Annotated in this window: 20 protein-coding genes and 1 pseudogene; 12 read left to right on the top strand and 9 right to left on the bottom strand. The window is 63.1% G+C overall.

Annotated features, from left to right (window positions below):
* Positions 1-306, top strand: a 306-nt coding sequence (locus F3H98_RS18355; RefSeq protein ID WP_244621777.1) for a response regulator transcription factor, incomplete at its 5' end; no start/stop codon positions are given.
* A 580-nt stretch (positions 307-886) separates the two neighbouring features.
* Here the strand turns inward: F3H98_RS18355 and F3H98_RS18350 are convergent.
* From F3H98_RS18350 to F3H98_RS18310, 9 genes are all read right to left on the bottom strand, one after another.
* Positions 887-1,324, bottom strand: coding sequence for a CBS domain-containing protein (locus F3H98_RS18350; protein WP_149761674.1), 438 nt, complete (start codon positions 1,322-1,324; stop codon positions 887-889).
* A gap of 97 nt (positions 1,325-1,421) precedes the next feature.
* Positions 1,422-1,844, bottom strand: a complete 423-nt coding sequence (locus F3H98_RS18345) for a cupin domain-containing protein (RefSeq protein WP_149761672.1) — start codon at positions 1,842-1,844, stop codon at positions 1,422-1,424.
* Positions 1,845-1,940: 96 nt separating this feature from the next.
* Positions 1,941-2,777, bottom strand: coding sequence for an alpha/beta fold hydrolase (locus tag F3H98_RS18340; RefSeq protein ID WP_188130458.1), 837 nt, complete (start codon positions 2,775-2,777; stop codon positions 1,941-1,943).
* Positions 2,778-3,018: 241 nt separating this feature from the next.
* Complete coding sequence (locus tag F3H98_RS18335; RefSeq protein WP_149761668.1) at positions 3,019-3,207, bottom strand: hypothetical protein; 189 nt, start codon at positions 3,205-3,207, stop codon at positions 3,019-3,021.
* 262 nt (positions 3,208-3,469) lie between these two features.
* Entirely contained in the window at positions 3,470-4,759 is a 1,290-nt protein-coding gene (locus F3H98_RS18330; protein ID WP_149761667.1) for an adenylate/guanylate cyclase domain-containing protein, read from the bottom strand.
* Positions 4,760-4,961: 202 nt separating this feature from the next.
* Positions 4,962-5,174, bottom strand: a complete 213-nt coding sequence (locus F3H98_RS18325) for a (2Fe-2S)-binding protein (RefSeq protein ID WP_149761665.1) — start codon at positions 5,172-5,174, stop codon at positions 4,962-4,964.
* 39 nt (positions 5,175-5,213) lie between these two features.
* Positions 5,214-6,200 (bottom strand): MBL fold metallo-hydrolase, encoded by a 987-nt coding sequence (locus tag F3H98_RS18320; protein WP_425294855.1) that lies wholly within the window; start codon positions 6,198-6,200, stop codon positions 5,214-5,216.
* A 348-nt stretch (positions 6,201-6,548) separates the two neighbouring features.
* Entirely contained in the window at positions 6,549-8,093 is a 1,545-nt protein-coding gene (locus F3H98_RS18315) for a hypothetical protein (RefSeq protein ID WP_149761662.1), read from the bottom strand.
* A 101-nt stretch (positions 8,094-8,194) separates the two neighbouring features.
* Positions 8,195-8,833: a DUF1353 domain-containing protein gene (locus F3H98_RS18310; protein ID WP_244621776.1), complete on the bottom strand. Its 639-nt coding sequence runs from the start codon at positions 8,831-8,833 to the stop codon at positions 8,195-8,197.
* Between the two features lie 378 nt (positions 8,834-9,211).
* On the opposite strand from F3H98_RS18310, the pseudogene F3H98_RS18305 reads away from it, so the two are divergent.
* The 11 genes and pseudogenes from F3H98_RS18305 to F3H98_RS18255 all read left to right on the top strand — a co-directional run.
* Positions 9,212-10,495: pseudogene (locus F3H98_RS18305) on the top strand (NCS2 family permease); the annotation flags it as partial.
* A gap of 98 nt (positions 10,496-10,593) precedes the next feature.
* The gene (gene crcB, locus F3H98_RS18300; protein WP_149761656.1) at positions 10,594-10,971 is read left to right on the top strand and encodes a fluoride efflux transporter CrcB; all 378 of its coding nucleotides are present in this window, start codon (positions 10,594-10,596) and stop codon (positions 10,969-10,971) included.
* Between the two features lie 39 nt (positions 10,972-11,010).
* A complete protein-coding gene (locus tag F3H98_RS18295) occupies positions 11,011-11,994 on the top strand; it encodes an RluA family pseudouridine synthase (protein WP_149761654.1) in 984 nt (327 codons plus the stop codon).
* 265 nt (positions 11,995-12,259) lie between these two features.
* Positions 12,260-12,583: an ArsR/SmtB family transcription factor gene (locus tag F3H98_RS18290; protein WP_149761652.1), complete on the top strand. Its 324-nt coding sequence runs from the start codon at positions 12,260-12,262 to the stop codon at positions 12,581-12,583.
* Positions 12,580-12,990 (top strand): SRPBCC family protein, encoded by a 411-nt coding sequence (locus F3H98_RS18285; RefSeq protein WP_149761650.1) that lies wholly within the window; start codon positions 12,580-12,582, stop codon positions 12,988-12,990. Before F3H98_RS18290 ends, F3H98_RS18285 begins: the two co-directional genes overlap by 4 nt.
* A gap of 199 nt (positions 12,991-13,189) precedes the next feature.
* Positions 13,190-13,579 (top strand): VOC family protein, encoded by a 390-nt coding sequence (locus tag F3H98_RS18280; RefSeq protein WP_149761648.1) that lies wholly within the window; start codon positions 13,190-13,192, stop codon positions 13,577-13,579.
* A 56-nt stretch (positions 13,580-13,635) separates the two neighbouring features.
* Entirely contained in the window at positions 13,636-13,854 is a 219-nt protein-coding gene (locus tag F3H98_RS18275) for a hypothetical protein (RefSeq protein WP_188130456.1), read from the top strand.
* An 11-nt stretch (positions 13,855-13,865) separates the two neighbouring features.
* The gene (locus F3H98_RS18270; RefSeq protein ID WP_244621775.1) at positions 13,866-14,333 is read left to right on the top strand and encodes a DUF1801 domain-containing protein; all 468 of its coding nucleotides are present in this window, start codon (positions 13,866-13,868) and stop codon (positions 14,331-14,333) included.
* A gap of 70 nt (positions 14,334-14,403) precedes the next feature.
* Entirely contained in the window at positions 14,404-14,832 is a 429-nt protein-coding gene (locus F3H98_RS18265; RefSeq protein ID WP_149761642.1) for a DUF1801 domain-containing protein, read from the top strand.
* 283 nt (positions 14,833-15,115) lie between these two features.
* Positions 15,116-16,039: a DMT family transporter gene (locus F3H98_RS18260; protein ID WP_149761640.1), complete on the top strand. Its 924-nt coding sequence runs from the start codon at positions 15,116-15,118 to the stop codon at positions 16,037-16,039.
* A 63-nt stretch (positions 16,040-16,102) separates the two neighbouring features.
* On the top strand, positions 16,103-16,897 hold the full coding sequence (locus F3H98_RS18255; protein ID WP_149761638.1) for an ATP12 family chaperone protein: 795 nt from the start codon (positions 16,103-16,105) through the stop codon (positions 16,895-16,897).
* Positions 16,898-16,941: the final 44 nt, after the last annotated feature.

Genomic DNA, 16,941 nt, shown 5'->3' with positions numbered 1-16,941 from the left:
CAAACGCTGCTTGATGCGGTGATCGCGGGCATTGCGATGGACGCGGCGCGGCGCGAGGAAGCCCGGATCGTCAAGCGCAATGTCGACCGCCTCGAGACGCTGACGCCCCGCGAGCGCGAGGTGCTGCATGAAGTGGCGCATGGACGCCTCAACAAGCAGATCGCCTTCGACCTCGCCATCAGCGAAGTGACGGTCAAGCTGCATCGCGGCAATGTCATGCGCAAGATGGAGGCCGCCTCCATCGGCGAGTTGATACGGGCATGGGAAACGCTGCCCGAGCCGATGCGCGAGCCTGGCGCGAACTAGACCCGGCGAAAGCCCATGTGTGCTTGCGCGGGGATTGCGGGCGCCGGGACCATTAATCGGCTTCCCGCGTCCGTAAGCATCGCCATGAGATGGCAAGCTTCGCAACTGCGGCCTCGCTTCGTGTCGATGCTCGATGGGTTCTCGCGTCTGGTCCAGCCACCAGCGCCGCGACGCGGCCAATGCAGGAGGCTCCCGACCTTGTTAACAAGTGCGGACAAGACCTCGCTCGCAGCCAGCTTTCGGGTTCCGCGTCCGTACCGGAACGAACACCGATCGGATCGCTCGCCGGGAAGGTAAGTTCCAACGCCTCGCCGACTTGCCCATTCTGGGGCTGGATCTCGGCTCCCGTCGCGGGCGATGCTGCGTCAATCACCACCCCTATTGGCGCAACAACGGCGCGGGAACGGCGACATCGGAGTGCTCAGCCCACAGCAGCAGCACGGTCGAGATGAATTCAGCGTTTTCGTGCGCGCCAGTTAGAGCGAGTTACCGGTTTTTTCAGAACCGGTAACTCGCTCTAACTATTTGTTTTGCCGCATTTATGCGGCCGCCAAATGATTCCATTTGGCTGCAAAATGCTCTAGCGGTAGCCGACGCCGGTGACATAGTTCATGAGTATCCGCTCCTGCATTTCTTCCTGCTTGAACAGGGCTTCCATCGCGTCGCGTATGTCCAGTATGCCGAGAGGCCTGGCGCCGGCGTCGATCACCGGAAGGTTTTGCAGGCTTCGCGCAGTCATGGTCTGCCATACATCATGGACATCGTCCTGCGGACTGCACGAGATGATGGATCTGCTCATAAGGTGGGCCACCGACGGCGTCGAGGACATCGGGCCGGTGAGATGGCGTACGAGGTCCGATTTGCTGAGCACGCCCTCCGCGCCTCCGCCGGCATTGCACACAACCACGAGGCCGATGCCGGGCCTGGAAAGCGAAAGGGCGGCCACCTGCACGGTTGCATCGAAGTCGATCACCGCAAGGCGCGACGACGTCAAGGGATGCAGTTTCTCAATAAGCATTACAGCCATCCTTGGTCGAGTGGCCATGCCGCCGAGCGCTTCAAACGCTCCGGCGGCGCACCGCTTTTCCCATTCGCACAGGCGATGAATTCCGACCTCATTCTTCGTAGGGAAGCACCAATTCCGTCTCGCCGGTGTCGACGACGAAGACGGCAAGCAGCCGCGCGCGTTCGGTCGCGCTGGCATTCTGGCTGACGCTGTGGCGATCACCCGGGTATTCGGACCAGCTTTCGCCGGCGCGATAGGTAGTCACCGGCCCGTCGTTGACCTGGCTCTTGATCGCGCCTTCAAGAACCGTGGCGTAGATGAAGGCGGACTTGGGATGGAGATGCGCGGGCGAATTGCCGCCGGGTTCGTATTCCACGAGCACGCCCCTCATGCTCTTGCCTGGGACGTTGGGCAGCGGCTGGTCGTAGACGAGCTTCACATTCTTCGGCAAGCCCGCCGAATCGTCGGCCAGCGCGGCGGTGGCGATGAAGGCCGCGAGAGCAGCGGTGCTGTAAAGCATGGTCCTAATCATGGGATACACTCCAGTTACGGTTGAAGATGGGTGATCGCCGGCCGGGGAGGGGGGCGGCCGGCGATCTGGCTCTCACCAAGCGGACGCGGCGAAAGCCTATGACTTGATGAAGGCGAGCAGGTCCGGGTTCACCGTATCGGCATTGGTCGTGCACATGCCGTGCGGGAATTTCTCGTAAACCTTCAGTGTCGCGCTCTTCAGGATCTTTGCCGAGAGCAGTGCCGAGTCGGCTATTGGGACGATCTGGTCGTCGTCACCGTGCATCACGAGCGTCGGCACGGTGATGGCCTTCAGATCGTCGGTAAAGTCGGTTTCCGAAAAGGCTTTTATGCCGTCGTACTGCGCTTTCGCGCTGCCTATCATGGCCTGCCGCCACCAGTTCTCAATGACGCCCGAAATTGGCTTCGCGCCCGGCCGGTTGAAGCCGTAAAAGGGACCGCTCGCGAAATCGAGATAGAACTGCGCACGGTTCCCGGCGAGCGAGTTGCGCAATCCGTCGAACACTTCGACCGGAAGTCCTTCGGGGTTGGCCGGCGTCTTCACCATGATCGGTGGCACCGCGCCGATGAGCACGAGCTTTGCAACGCGGCCTTGAGGTTGACCATGCCGAGCGACGTAGTGGGTCGCTTCGCCGCCGCCGGTGGAGTGACCGACGTGAACCGTGTTTCTCAGGTCGAGATGCTCGACCACGGCGCCAGCATCGGAGGCATAGTGATCCATGTCGTGACCGTGGCTCACTTGCGCCGAGCGGCCATGGCCGCGCCGGTCATGGGCGATGACGCGGTAGCCCTTGTCGAGAAAATAGAGCATCTGCGTATCCCAATCGTCGCCGCTCAGTGGCCACCCGTGGTGAAAGACGATCGGCTGGGCGTCCTTTGGACCCCAGTCCTTGTAATAGATTTCCGTACCGTCCTTGGTGGTGATCGTGCTCACGGTCTTTGATCCTTTGCTTGAGCTGTAGGAGGGAAAGTCTTGCTTCTGCGCCGCCTGTGCGGGTGCTGCCTTCGGCAGTCCGGCTGCAACAGTGGTGGCCACCGCGCCCAACAGGACGTCACGGCGCGATGCTCCTGAAGGGGAAGGGAAATCGTCTTTCATGTTTGCGCTCCTTCGCGTTTGAGCTTGAGACATCGGCCGGCGCTCCCTGGCCGGCTGCCTTCACCACGGATGAGCGGGTTCACTCGCGGTCGCGAACCTTCCTTGGCCCGACGGACACTCTGATCCCGTTGCGTGAGTAGATCGGCCGAACGGTCGCGCGAGCGAACCCGTCGACGCCGTCGCCACGCCTTGGCTGCGTCGTCGTGTCGACGGCGCGGAGCCCCTGGAGGATCTGCTGCATCTTTGAACGAACGAATCCAAGCGTCATTTCGGATGCTCCCTGGTCGAGTTGCGAAGAGGCCCAACCATGCCAGCCTTTCCAGGGTGCGGACCATCGTGCCGAGGACGCGTGCGTCCGATACGTTGGTCTATGGGCTCCTAAATGAAAGGCTGCGCCGGATGGCCAAGGCGCACAGCGCCGGAGCGTCTTTACGGGCATGGACCGGTCGGCCTTCCGGCCTCCAGGGCGGCGTGATCCTGGTGGCGCGTTCTTCGCTGTGACTGGAGGACAAGCCCTGAAGAGGGGGCGCTTAACTCGGCAATGGGGTGAGGCTGACTTCCGGCCTGGCGAAGAACCGCTCGTTTGGCTCACGACCGGCCGGATCCGCGGCGTAATCCGGGGAGATGCGATCCAGGAAGTACATCCGGAGCGACTGTCCGTGCTTTACCCCCACCTGACCGCGATCAACGAAGCTGAAATAAGGCGCCACGCTGTGAAAGACGCGTTCCGAGACATTGATCGCTCCCGCTTCGCCGTTGGCTTCCATCAACGCGGCCACGTTTACGGTGTCACCCCAAACATCATATGTGAAGCGGTGCGTGCCCACGATACCGGCAATCATGGGGCCGGAATGGATACCGATGCGAACCTCAAAGTGTGGAAGCCGCAGCTTCTGTCGCTCGATCCGGAGTCTGTCCACCACAGCCAACATCCTGAGCGCCGCAAGGCAGGCGTCGATTGCGTGCGTCTTTCGAAAGACGGGTACTCCCGCGACGGCCATGTAGGCATCGCCGATCGTCTTCAACTTCTCCAGCCCGCTTCGCTCGATCGCTTCATCGAAGCCGGCGAAATACCGGTTCAGCATGTTGATCAACAATGCCGGCTCCGCGCCGCGGGTGAAGCCCGTGAAACCCTTGACATCGGCAATGAGTACGGTCGCTGAAGCGTGGAATTGCGGTTCGACCCTGCCATTCCGCTTGAGTTCGTTGGCAATGGTTTCAGGCAATATCCTGGCAAGCAGGTGCTCGGTCTTGGCCTTCTCCGCAGCGAGCGCTGCGTGAGCAGCGTCCAGTTCGTGCATCGCCTCGTCGCGTTCGATTACCCGCCGCCGATGTTCAAGCAATCCAACCAGTTGCTGTGCAAGGCGCCGCAAGCCTTCTTGCTGCGCGAAGCTCAGTTCTCGTGGGCGCGTGTCCAGCACGCAGATTGTCCCAAGAGCGTAGCCCTGGGGCGTTATCAGCGGCATCGCGCAGTAGAAGCGATAGCCCGGCTCGTTCACCACCAATGGGAAATTACGAAAACGATCATCCTGCGTCATGTCGCAAGACAGGACCAAATCGGCCCCACACACCGTCACCGAGCAAAAGGCTATCTCACGCGGACAACCGTGGAAATCGGCCGGGAGCCCGTACCTGCTCTTGAACCAGAGTCGATCCCCCTCGATGAAGCTGATGTAGGAAATCGGGCAGTCGCAGATCTGGCCGGCTATCTCTCCAATTTCATCAAAGAGGATCTCCGGCGGAGAATCCATGATCCGGTATGAGCGAACTGCTTCGTTGCGCTCATATTCGTTGCCGGGAATGGGATAAGACACAGCCATTGCGCTTTGAACCGCTCCGACGTTCCTGTGGCAGTCGACACGTCACTACAGCGCGTCGCGCCGAATGGGATTCGGCGGTCGCGCTGTAACTTCTTGTTTGTGCATGTCGTTTCCCCCGAAACCAAGGACACTTTCGGGCGACATGCATTAGAGGCGCGCCGCCGTCGCCAGACGAAGACCAAGCCGTCCGGCGGCGGCAGAGTCAGGGTTGCGAGGACTGCGCGCCCGCAGTTGCAGGAGGTAGCGCGCCGCCAAGCGCCTCGTCCATGATGCGGCGGATGGTGCGCGCGCAGCGGCCGCACTTGGCGCTGCAGCCGAGACAGCCATAGACCCGGCTGGTCGAGCGCGTCCGCTCCGCCTCCACGGCGGAGCGGACATCCCGATCACTCAACACGTTGCACGAACAGACGATCATGGTGCGAAGGCTCCCGTTCGGCCCTGACCCAACAAGCGGTCAGTACTCCCAGGGGCCTGGCACCCAACGAAAGACGTCGCCGTCGACCGCCACATGGCAGACGGACGGGAACGACAGGTGAGTGGCCAACAGTGACTCGCGGTTCGCCGCCATCTCCCGCAGAAGACGGACCCTGACGCGGGCCGCTTCCTCGGGGTCGTGCTCGAAGCCGTTGTACCAGTCGGGGTGCTCGAACCCGACCTGGAACACGGCGTCGCCGGCAAACGTCAGCCGGTCGGCGCCGGACGCCAGGCGGACGATGCTGTGCCCGGGAGTGTGGCCGCCGGTGCGTTGGACGCGCACCCCCGGCGCCACCTCGTGCTCGTCCTCGAACGTCCGCAGCTGGTTGCGGTACTCCTTCAAGAAACGCTTGGCCGACTCCCGAAGCGCATCCGGGAACCCCGGCGGCATGGAGACGTGGGAGAAATCGGGCGCCTCCCAGAACTCGACCTCGGCGGCCGCCACGTGGATTTGCAGATCCGGACGCAGCACTTCCTTCACCCCGTCGATGAGCAGCCCGCCAATGTGGTCCATGTGCAGGTGGGTCAGCACCACGTCGGTCACGGATGAGAGATCGATGCCGGCGTCGTCCAGTCGCCGGACCAGTTGTCCGGCCCGCTTCAAGTCCGGGAACTCCGCCCCTATCCCAGCGTCGACGAGTATGGTCCGGCCGCCGCTACGCACCACGACCACGTTCAGCGCCCACTCGAGAACATCCGGCGGCAGGAACTTGTCCTCCAGCCAGGCCTCCCGGACGGCCGGGTCGGCATTGTGGCCCAACATCGCGCCTGGCAGCGACAGCACCCCATCGCTGACCACCGTCACTTCGATCGTGCCGACCTTCAGCACATAGCGCGACGGAACCAATTCGTGCTCTGGCCTACCGTGGATGTACTTCGCGTTCACCTTGTCGGCGCAGTATTTGACCGAGGGCTGTGAGGTGTTGTGCAAGTTCATTTTTGTCTCCTTCTGCTCCGCTAAGCTCATGTTTCTCTCCTGTTGACCCGTCTTGATCACGGCCGTATCGGCCACCTGGCGTCTGCGGAGGAGGTTGCGCCGCGTCGGCCTGCACGGCCATCGAACGGAAGCGTTGGTCAGGTTATGCGAAGGTCTATGGCGGACCAGTTGCGAGTATGGGTGATCGCGCACAATCGTCGGAAGGCGCCGCTTGGGCAGCGAACTGCGGCTGTGCCTCTTGTCTGTCGCTGTATTATTGGCGCGTGGGAGATCCTATGCCTGGGTATCAATCGTCCTCGGCCTTAATGCAGTCGACCGCACGCGCGCCCTCGGTCGTGTTGATCACGGGGCCTTTGCAGCCCCGCAAGCCGTGCAGGGTCACGGTGCAGGAGACAGGTAGGTGAACGCCCAATCCTGCGGTTTGCTTGAGGTCTGCTGGCAGGCGCTATCGAAACCCGGCGCTTCTCCCTGGATGCGGATGCTTTTGCCGTCGCCCGACAATTCAACCTGCGCGGGGAAATCATGCCTGCCGCAGCGCGGGTGGAAGATTCGCGAGACGCAGGAGAGGCCATCCCCGTCGCGGCTGCAGGTGAACAGGTTGTCACCCTTGCGCACGCCGACCTGGCGCATGCCCTTGCGCGGGTTTTCGTAAGTCATGCTGAGCGTTCCGGCGTTTTTCTCAAGCCGCATGGTAGAGCCGTTGTGGTCCCACAGGCTCGCGTGGCCGAGTGCTTCGGTGGAATCCCGCGTCGATGCGGCGGAGGGTTGGGCTGGCGGGGAGGCGCGACCCTTCAGCGTCCTGATCTTGGTGGAGGGATGGAACAGGAAAAAGGCCGGCGTGTAGCCGTCGGGATCGACGGCGGCGATGTTTTCCGCGACGGCGGCCGCGGTGATGATGTCGCCTTCTCCATCGTTCTGAACCTCGAAATTGCCGGCGTCGACGCCTTGCGTCTCCGCGTCGAGGAAGAGGACGCCGCCATAGAGGCGTGCCCGGACGGTGCAGCCGGCGACGCCCTCGATGGTCTCTTCGCCGCGCACCGCCATTTTCTCGCTGAGCGGTATCGCCGGAGAGTCCTGTTCCGGCTCTTCATCGGCGGACGCGAACTCCTGATAGATCTGAGGAACGTCGCGCATGCGCTGGTTGTTGCAGACATACTCGATCTGTTTTTCCGTCATGGCGTTCGGGCGGCGGTAGCCGGTGAGGCCGATCTTCCACGCCGCCAGTTGCCCGACCTGATCTATCCTGAAAAACTCGTCGGCGCCGACGCGCAGGAATTCGGCGAGCAGGCTGCGCGGAAACAGTTCGTCGTTGAGGTCGAGCAGGTCCGCGACCGCCTCGACGCCGTTACGGTAGGAGCGGCCGACAACTTCCGGGTCGACGATCTCCGTCGCCGCGGGCGCGACATAAGGCGCGTGGAAGCCGAGCTGTGCGGTGGTGTCGAGACGCCGATACTGCTCGAAATAGCCGTCGCCCGAATTCAAATGCCCGCCGAGGAAGATCAGCGCGCAGGCCGAATAACACTCCGCCAGCGGTTCCACCACCGACGCAAAACTGACGCTGTAAAGCGTGCCTTTCAGGAACTTCACCGCTTCGGTGAACACGCCGCCCTGGCTGTCGAGACAAAGCCTCGGAATGAAAATCCCGCTCCAGTAGCCTATTTCCGTCTCGATCTGCGGGCGCGGCGCAGGCGGCATCTTATTATCGACTGCATTCAGCGCCGCAATGAGCCGGTCGGCGTCGCCTTGCTCGATCTCGCCGGAAAAACGCACGTCGCAAGCGGCGGTGCGGTTGGTGTCAATATCGCCGGCCTGTGCGTCGATCGCCGCAAGCGGCAGGATGACAAGCAGAGCCAGCAGCACACTTGCCGCCAGCGCCGGAACCGGCCCGTGGCTGGGGATCGATATGCGCCGGCGGAGGGTCAAACCTTCGTTCCTACAGCGCGCGCCGAATTCGGCGGCAGCGCCGTAGCCTGTTTGTGTATGTCGTTTCTCCCGAAACCGAGGACACTTTCGGGCGACATGCACTATCTCACTTCGGAGAGCGAATCGCGCAGGGTGGCGATATCCTGTTCATCCACATTGCCCTCGACGTCGTCGATGAACGCCTGCAGGTTTTCCCGGTTCAGTTCAGGCACCGGCAGGGCCGGGGCCGCGTTGCGGCTGCATGCCGCGAAATCGTAATGATCGTCGATCACCAGGCATTTAGGATCGACCGTGACGTTGTCCCACCGCGGGCCGAACCGGTTGACCGCATGGTACATCAGAAAGGCCTTTCTCTCCGATACGCCGGACGTTCCCATCGCGTCGCGAAAGACGCGGTGGACGTCGCGGTAGGGGCGGGTCTTCACCTGGCAGTAGAAATCGTGGACCACCGAAGCGTTGCGGTACATACCGTCGAACGGGCCGCCGATAATGGACCAGAAGAACTGCGGGATGGAGGCGCCATCGACGGTGGTGCCGACCGGCACCTCCCAGGCCTTGCCGCTCGGGTCGATGTAACCGAACGGTTCGATCAGCGTCATCTCGCGGCCGTCAGCGTTCCACCTGGCCGTCACGTTGCCGATGAAGCTGCCCGCCTGCTGCGCATATGCCTTTCGTGTGGCCGGAAGTATCGGGATGGAAGCAGCGGCAGCCAGGCCAAGAATAAAATTTCGCCGTTTCATGGTCATTTTCGATGCCTCAGTCACGCTGTAGCAACGGCAAGCAATTCGTTCGTCCATCGACAGGACGTACCGATGAGATGCTACTACGGTTGCTGTTTTCAGGCAATTGTACTTGGAGGGCTGGCGTGGAAGCGAGGCACTGAACGAACGTCAGGCTAAGACCGTTCGCAGCAAAAAACTTGAAACTCCTTCAAACCAGGCCGCCTTGCGCTGGCGTCGGTAAACGCGCCAAGTGAACGCAGGGAGGATGCGTGGAAAGCGCGATTGCCGGCCGCCGGCCGGGCAATCAGGCGCCCGTCGTGATTTGGCTTGAGAAAAGGCCGTCGGACCCACGCTTCGGCAACGCCGCGCACCGCCGCGGCTCTACCGGGAGGTATCATGCTCGAGAATTTTTTCCGGCTGACGGAACACAAGACCAGCGTGCGCACCGAGGTGATCGCGGGTGTGACGACGTTCCTCACCATGTCCTACATCATCTTCGTCAACCCGGACATCCTGTCGACCACCGGCATGGACCGCAACGCGGTGTTCGTCGCCACGTGCCTGGCCGCCGCAATCGGCTCGCTGGTCATGGGCCTGGTCGCCAACTGGCCGATCGGCATGGCGCCGGGCATGGGCCTCAACGCCTTCTTCGCCTTCACCGTGGTCGCCGCCATGGGCTTCACCTGGCAGCAGGCCCTCGGCGCGGTGTTCATTTCGGGCGTCATCTTCTTCCTGCTCACCATCACCGGCGTGCGCTCCTGGCTGATCGCCGGCATTCCGCATTCGCTGCGGGCGGCAATCGCCGCCGGCATAGGGCTGTTCCTCGGCATAATCGCGCTAAAAAACTCCGGCATCGTGGTCGACAATCCGGCCACGCTCATCGGCCTCGGCGACCTGCGCCAGCCCGGCCCGCTGCTTGCCATCCTCGGCTTCTTCATCATTGCCGGCCTCGACGCGCTGAAGGTGCGCGGCGCCATCCTGATCGGCATCCTCGCCGTCACCGTGCTTTCCATCCTGATCGGGCTGACGCCGTTCCAGGGCGTCGTATCGGCGCCGCCAAGCCTTGCCCCGACCTTCCTGCAGCTCGATCTGGTGGGCGCGATCGGCGCCGGCATCTTCCAGGTCGTGCTGGTCTTCGTGCTGGTCGAGGTGTTCGACGCCACCGGCACGCTGATCGGCGTCGCCAAGCGGGCAGGGCTGATCGAGGAGGGCAAGCCCAACAATCTCGGCCGCGCGCTGTTTGCCGACTCCACCGCGATCGCCGCCGGCTCGCTGCTCGGCACCTCCAGCACCACCGCCTATGTCGAAAGCGCAAGCGGCGTGCAGGCCGGCGGCCGCACCGGGCTTACCGCGATCGTCGTCGCGGTGCTGTTCCTCGCCTCGCTGTTCATCTCGCCGCTGGCCGCCTCGGTGCCGCCCTATGCGACCGCGCCGGCGCTGCTCTATGTCGCCGGCCTGATGCTGCACGAACTGGTCGACATCGACTGGGCGGACGTGACGGAATCGACGCCGGCCGCACTCACCGCGCTTGCCATGCCGTTCACCTATTCCATCGCCAACGGCCTTGCCTTCGGCTTCATCAGCTATGTCGTGCTGAAGACAGTGACCGGCAAGCCGTTTTCGGTGCACGCGGCGACATGGCTGGTGGCGGTGCTTTTCGTCATCCGCTTCGCACCTTTCCCCCGATCGACGGGGGAGAGGAAGGGCGTCGAGCTTGTGGCCGGCGCATCCTCTCCCCCCGGTTGACGCTTCATGGCGGAGCGGGCAGGAAGATGCGCATGTTCAATCTCGTGCTTGTCGCGGTCGGCGGCGCCGTCGGCGCTTCGCTTCGCCATCTGGTCAACCTTGCCGCATTGCGGCTGGTCGGCGCCGGCTTTCCGTGGGGAACGCTCGCCATCAACGTCGCCGGCTCGCTCGCCATGGGCCTGTTCATCGAACTCCTGGCGCGGCGCTACAATGCGTCGAACGAACTGCGCCTCTTCGTCGCCACCGGCATTCTCGGCGGCTTCACCACATTCTCCGCCTTTTCGCTGGATTTCGCGGTGCTTTGGCAGCGTGGCGAGGTCTTTCCGGCCTTCCTCTATGCGCTGGGCAGCGTGATCGTCTCGATCGTGGCGCTGTTTTTGGGATTGTGGCTCGCAAGAAGTTTTTCTTGATGCTATTCCGCCCCCTTGGACGGAAAGGCGCGGAAAAAAATGGCAGGCGTGGAACAGATAGCGGTGGAGGCCGGCGAGGCGGGCATGCGGCTCGATCGCTGGTTCAAGACCCACTTTCCCGGATTGGGTTTCGTCCAGCTGCAGAAGCTGCTGCGCTCCGGCCAGGTGCGCGTCGACGGCGGCCGCGCCAAGACCGACACGCGGGTCGAGCCCGGCCAGTTGATCCGCATCCCGCCGCTCGGCGTCGACCGCAAGGGGGAGGACCAACTCACCGGCCACTCCATCCGCAACCAGGACGACGCGGATGTGCTCAGGAAAATGCTGCTGCACGAGGACGACAAGGTGTTCGTCTTCAACAAGCCGGCGGGGCTGGCGGTGCAGGGCGGTTCGGGCGTGTCGCGCCATGTCGACGACATGCTGGAAGCCTGGCGCAACAAGAAGGGCGAGAAGCCGCGGCTTGTCCACCGCCTCGACCGCGATACGTCGGGGGTGCTGGTCGTCGCGCGCACGCGGCTCGCCGCCATGAAGCTTGCCGAGGCGTTCCGCGCCCGCGAGACCAAGAAGACATACTGGGCGCTGGTGAAGGGCGTGCCGCCGAAGCGCGAGGACAAGATCTCGACCTGGCTGGTCAAGGAGCCGACACCCGACGGCGACCGCATGCGGGTGGCCAAGCATGGCGAGAAGGGCGCCGACCACGCCGTCTCCTATTACCGCGTCGTCGAGCAGGCGGCGCAGTCGCTCTCCTGGCTGGAGATGGAGCCTTACACCGGCCGTACCCACCAGCTGCGCGTGCATGCCGCCCATATCGGCTGCCCGATCATCGGCGACCCCAAATATTTCGAGGCGGACACCAACTGGGATTTTCCCGGCGGCATGCAGAACCGCCTGCATCTGCACGCCCGCCGCATCGTCGTCCCGCATCCCGACAAGGGCTTCATCGACGTTACCGCGCCGATGCCGCCGCATATGCGCCAGAGCTGGAACCTGCTCGGCTTCGAGGAACAAAGCGCCGACGAGGGGTAGGCGGGTGCGGCCAGCTTCCCTGCCTCGGCTCGGGATGTTTGTTGGCCGTTACCCCCACCCGCGCCTGCGGCGCGACCTCCCCACAAGGGGGAGGTGGGCGGAGGCGTCTGCGTCCCTTCGCCCCCCCCTCTGGCCTGCCGGCCATCTCCCTCTCAAAAGGGGGGAGATCAGCAGCTGCGGGCGACTGCGCTTTTCAATCATGCTTGACTGACGCATATCTCATTGGTTATACGTCAATCCATAGCCCATGGGTTATTGATTGCCGATGCCGAACGCTCACGACATGCTCTTCAGAACGCTCGCCGATCCGACCCGGCGGGCCATCTTCGAGCGGTTGTGCAGGGAAGGCGAGCAAACGGTGGGCGCGCTTACGGCGCGAGCCGGGATCTCGCAGCCGGCGGTCTCGAAGCATTTGGGCGTGCTGAAGCAGGCCGGGTTGGTGCGCGACCGCCACGCAGGCCGCCAGACGCACTATAGCGCCGAGATCGATGCGCTGGCGCCGCTGACCGACTGGACGAGAGAGATGAGCGGGTTTTGGGAAAGCCGGTTCGACGACCTCGAAGACCTGCTGAAAAGAATGGACCAATGAACGAAACGTCGACTGAAACCCGCTCCGTTATTGTCGAGCGGGAAATGCCCTATCCGCCGGAAAAGCTCTGGCGCGCGCTCACCCAATCACACCTGATCGAGGAGTGGCTGATGAAGAACGATTTCAGGCCGGATGTGGGTCACCGTTTCAATGTCGCTGCTGCCTGGGGCACCGTGGACTGCCAGGTCCAGACGGTCGAGCAGAACAGGACGCTGACTTACACCTGGGACACCAAGGACCTGAAGAGCGTCGTCACCTGGACGCTTACTCCAGCCGGCGCGGGGACCCGCCTGCGCATGGAGCAGTCGGGCTTCCGGCCAGACCAGACGCCCTACTACCGCGGCGCCACGGTCGGCTGGAAGCAGTTCATTGCGGCGCTGGAACAGGTGGTTGCGCGGATGGACTGAGAGACCGTTCGCTAACTCTACTGCGGCGGCCAACTGACGGCGTTTTCTGCGCTTCCGGTGCTCACGGACCTGAATGTCCGCTCCACTCCGGTTCTCGAAATCACCGCCATTTGACTTACCACAGCGAGTTATCAAACAGCCTCTGAAACCCGCCGGCACAAATTCAGGCCAAAGTCTTGAGAAAACGGAGCGAGTACCGATGAAGATCAAGTTGACCAGCGTCTATGTGGACGACCAGGACAAGGCCCTGCGCTTCTATACCGAGGTGCTGGGCCTGACTAAGAAGACGGATGTCAGCAATGGCGGGTTTCGTTGGCTGACCGTGGCGTCGGCGCAAGACCCGGATGGACCTGAGCTGCAGCTCGCTGTTAACGACAACCCGGCGGCCAAGGCCTACCAGCAAGCCATGTTTGCCCAGGGCCAACCCGCGCTCATGCTCCACACCGGCGACGTCAAGAGCGAGTACGAGCGCATGAAGACACTGGGCGCCGAGTTCGCCATGCCGCCAACCGACGTGACCGCAGCAACCATCGCCCAGGTGAACGACAGCTGCGGCAACCTCGTTCAAATCATCCAGCCGGCCTGGTAGCTGCCGGCGGCATGGCCGCCGGTGAGTGCTGCGCCCCGTTTCCAGAGGAGGTCCCATTGAACTGGAGCAAATGGATTCGACAGCCCCACCGCTGGCTGTCGATCGTCTTTACAGTGACCGTCGTCGCCAACTTCGCCGCCATGGCGCTAGGACAGCCGCCCGCCTGGCTCGTCTATTCGCCGCTGCTGCCGCTTTTCCTGCTTCTGTTCAGCGGTCTTTATATGTTCGCGCTGCCCTATGCCGCTAAATGGTGGGGGCAGCCCACCGGCGGATAGGAGTGAGCGCAGTGGCCGACAAGACATCCAGGACATCGGCGAAGACCGCAAAGAAGGCCACCGCCAAGAAGGCGGCCGGGGAGCCGGTGCTCCTTTCGGGCGGCAACCCGCAGATCGCCAAGGGCTATGGCGATGCCCCAGTGCAGGCCTACATCGCCGCGATGCCGGGCTGGAAAAGCGACGTCGGACGCCGCCTTGACGCCATCATCGAGCGCTCCGTTCCGGGCGTGCTGAAAGCGGTGAAATGGAACTCGCCCATGTACGGCGTGGAGGAGGGGACCTACTTCCTCGGCATCCATGTCTTCGCGAAATACGTCAAGGTGGCGTTCTTCCGCGGCGCTGAGCTGGAGCCCCTGCCGCCGAGGACGTCCAAGCATAAGGATGTGCGCTACCTCGACATCCATGAAGGCCAGCTCGACGAAGCCCAGTTCGCCGACTGGGTCAAGCAGGCCAGCAAGTTGCCCGGCGAAAAGATGTGACGGCCCGTCTGCATACTCTACCGCGGCCGCCAGCGAAATTTTCAAATGGGCTCTGAGCGAGGAAATCGACATGAAAAAAGCGACGTCCAGCGTGGATGACGAAACGGCAGGAGCCTCCCAGAAGATCGATGCGAGGATCAGGGAGCTGGGGGACTGGCGGGGAGCGACGCTTGCGCGGGTCCGCAGCCTTATCAAGCAGGCCGATCCGGAAGCGGTCGAGACCTGGAAGTGGAGGGGGGTGCCGGTGTGGGAACACGCCGGCATCATCTGCACCGGCGAGACCTACAAGGCTGCCGTGAAGCTGACTTTTGCCAGGGGTGCGGCGCTCGAGGACCCTTCGGGTCTTTTCAATTCCAGCCTCGAAGGCAACACCCGCCGCGCCATCGATATCCACGAGGGTGACGAAATCGACGAAGCGGCATTGAAGGCGCTCATCCGCGCCGCCGTGGCGCTGAACCTGTCGGCGCGGGCAGCGCCCAAGAGGGCAAGGAGCCTCTGAGGGGGGCTCTCATCCGAGAGCAGGGTAATTGCATGTGCAACTTTCTGCCTTGGATACGCACGACCTCGTCCTGCACCGCTGCGACCTTGTTAAATTTCACGGCATGGATTCCCGACACTCTCCGCTCGTTCCTCGCTCACGAGGTCGGGAATAACGAGCTTTCCCTGCCGCAAGCCGCCTCGTAGGTTGAACCCACAGCAATCCATTGCTGGATCATGTGGTCACTGCGCGGCTGGTGTAGTGAAATCGGCCCGGTTGCATGCCGGAACGAAAGGGAAAACGAATGAGCGCGGCCACCCAATCATTTGACCGCCGTGATGCGGTCGACGCGGCAGCCGTCGCCTTCATGATCCTGCTCACCTTTTCGTGGGGGCTGAACGGCGTGGCGGCCAAACTCGCCAATGCCGGCTACAACCCGATCTTCCTCAGCGTGGCGCGCTCGGCGATTGCCTGCGTTCTGGTCTTTGCATGGTGCCGGTATCGCGGCATCGCGCTGTTCCAGAAGGACGGAACGCTGTGGGGCGGCATCGCGGCGGGGTTACTGTTCGGCTCCGAATTCACGCTCATCTTCGTCGGCCTCGAATACACGACGGTGGCGCGCAGCTCGCTGCTGGTCAACACCATGCCGTTCTGGATCCTCGTCGGCGCGCATTTCATGCTTGGCGAACGCATGTCGGTGCAGAAATTCCTCGGTCTGCTTCTGGCCTTCGGCGGCGTCGTGCTCATCTTCTCCGACAAGCTCAGCATTCCCGGCCCTGAAGCGCTCACCGGCGACCTGCTCAGCCTCGGCGCCGGCCTTCTCTGGGCGCTGACCACGCTGGTCATCAAGGGCACGAAACTGTCGACCGCCGCTCCCGAAAAGGTGCTGCTCTACCAGCTCGTCGTTTCGGCTGTCATGGCCATCCCGCTGGTGCCGCTCGCCGGCCCCGCTATCCGCGACGTCACGCCGCTCGCCACCTCGGCGCTGCTGTTTCAGGCTGTTTATGTCGTCGCTTTCACCTATATCCTGTGGTTCTGGCTGGTGCGGCGATATCCGGCGGCGGGACTTTCGAGTTTTGCCTTCCTATCGCCCGCATTCAGCGTGATATGCGGCTGGCTGCTGCTCGGCGAGCCCCTGACGTGGAAGATTTTCGCAGCGCTCGGGCTGATCGCGGCAGGGCTGATCATCGTCAACCGGCCGGCGCGCAAGCAGGCGCCGGCGGTCTGATTCCGACATTCGCAGCCTGCTGATACAGGCCACTCAGGCGATGTTGGAATCAAAGGAGCAACAATGCGCGATATTCTGAGCGACCTCGAAGCGGGCAAGCAGCTTTCCGATCCCGATCCGGTGCGCCGCGCCCAGATCCAGATGAAGACGCCGCTGCCGAAGCGCTTCTACAAAGAAGCAAGCGTCGCCGCGACGCAGGAAGGTTTCGCCGTCCATCTCGACGGCAAGCCGGTGCGCACGCCGGCCAAGACGCTGCTGGCGCTGCCGACGGAACAGGCAGCGCTGCTGGTCGCCGCCGAGTTCGAAGCCCAGGGCGAAAACATCGATCCGGTATCAATGCCGGTGACGCGCCTGGTGAATACGGCCATCGACGGCGTGGCGCTCGACCCACAAGCCGTGCTGGAAGACATATTGCGCTTTTCCTCATCCGACCTGCTCTGCTACCGCGCCGACAGCCCGGAAAAGCTGGTGGCGCGGCAGGCCGAAGCCTGGGACCCGGTGATCGACTGGGCCCGCGCGTCGCTCGGCGCCCGCTTCGTGCTGGCCGAAGGGGTCATGCATGTCGAGCAGCCGCGCGAGGCGATCGGCGCCATCGGCATCCACCTGAAAATGCGTGACGAGCCGCTGAGGCTGGCGGCCCTGCACCTGATGACGTCGCTCACCGGCTCCGCACTGCTGGCGCTCGCCGTCGATGCCGGCGAACTCGATGTCGAGACCGCGTGGAAGGCCGCACATGTCGACGAGGACTGGAACATCGAACATTGGGGCGAGGATTCCGAAGCCGTGCATCGCCGCCGCATGCGCAAGGCCGACATGCTGGCTGCGGTCAATTTGCTCGAGGCGCTGAAGCCGGCTTGAGATTCACGTGAGGCCGGCCTGCCAATGGCGGCTTCTCCGCTTCC

The organism is Neomesorhizobium albiziae (assembly GCF_900114255.1).
Lineage (GTDB): Bacteria > Pseudomonadota > Alphaproteobacteria > Rhizobiales > Rhizobiaceae > Neomesorhizobium > Neomesorhizobium albiziae.
This window is presented reverse-complemented; position numbering and strand designations above follow the sequence as displayed.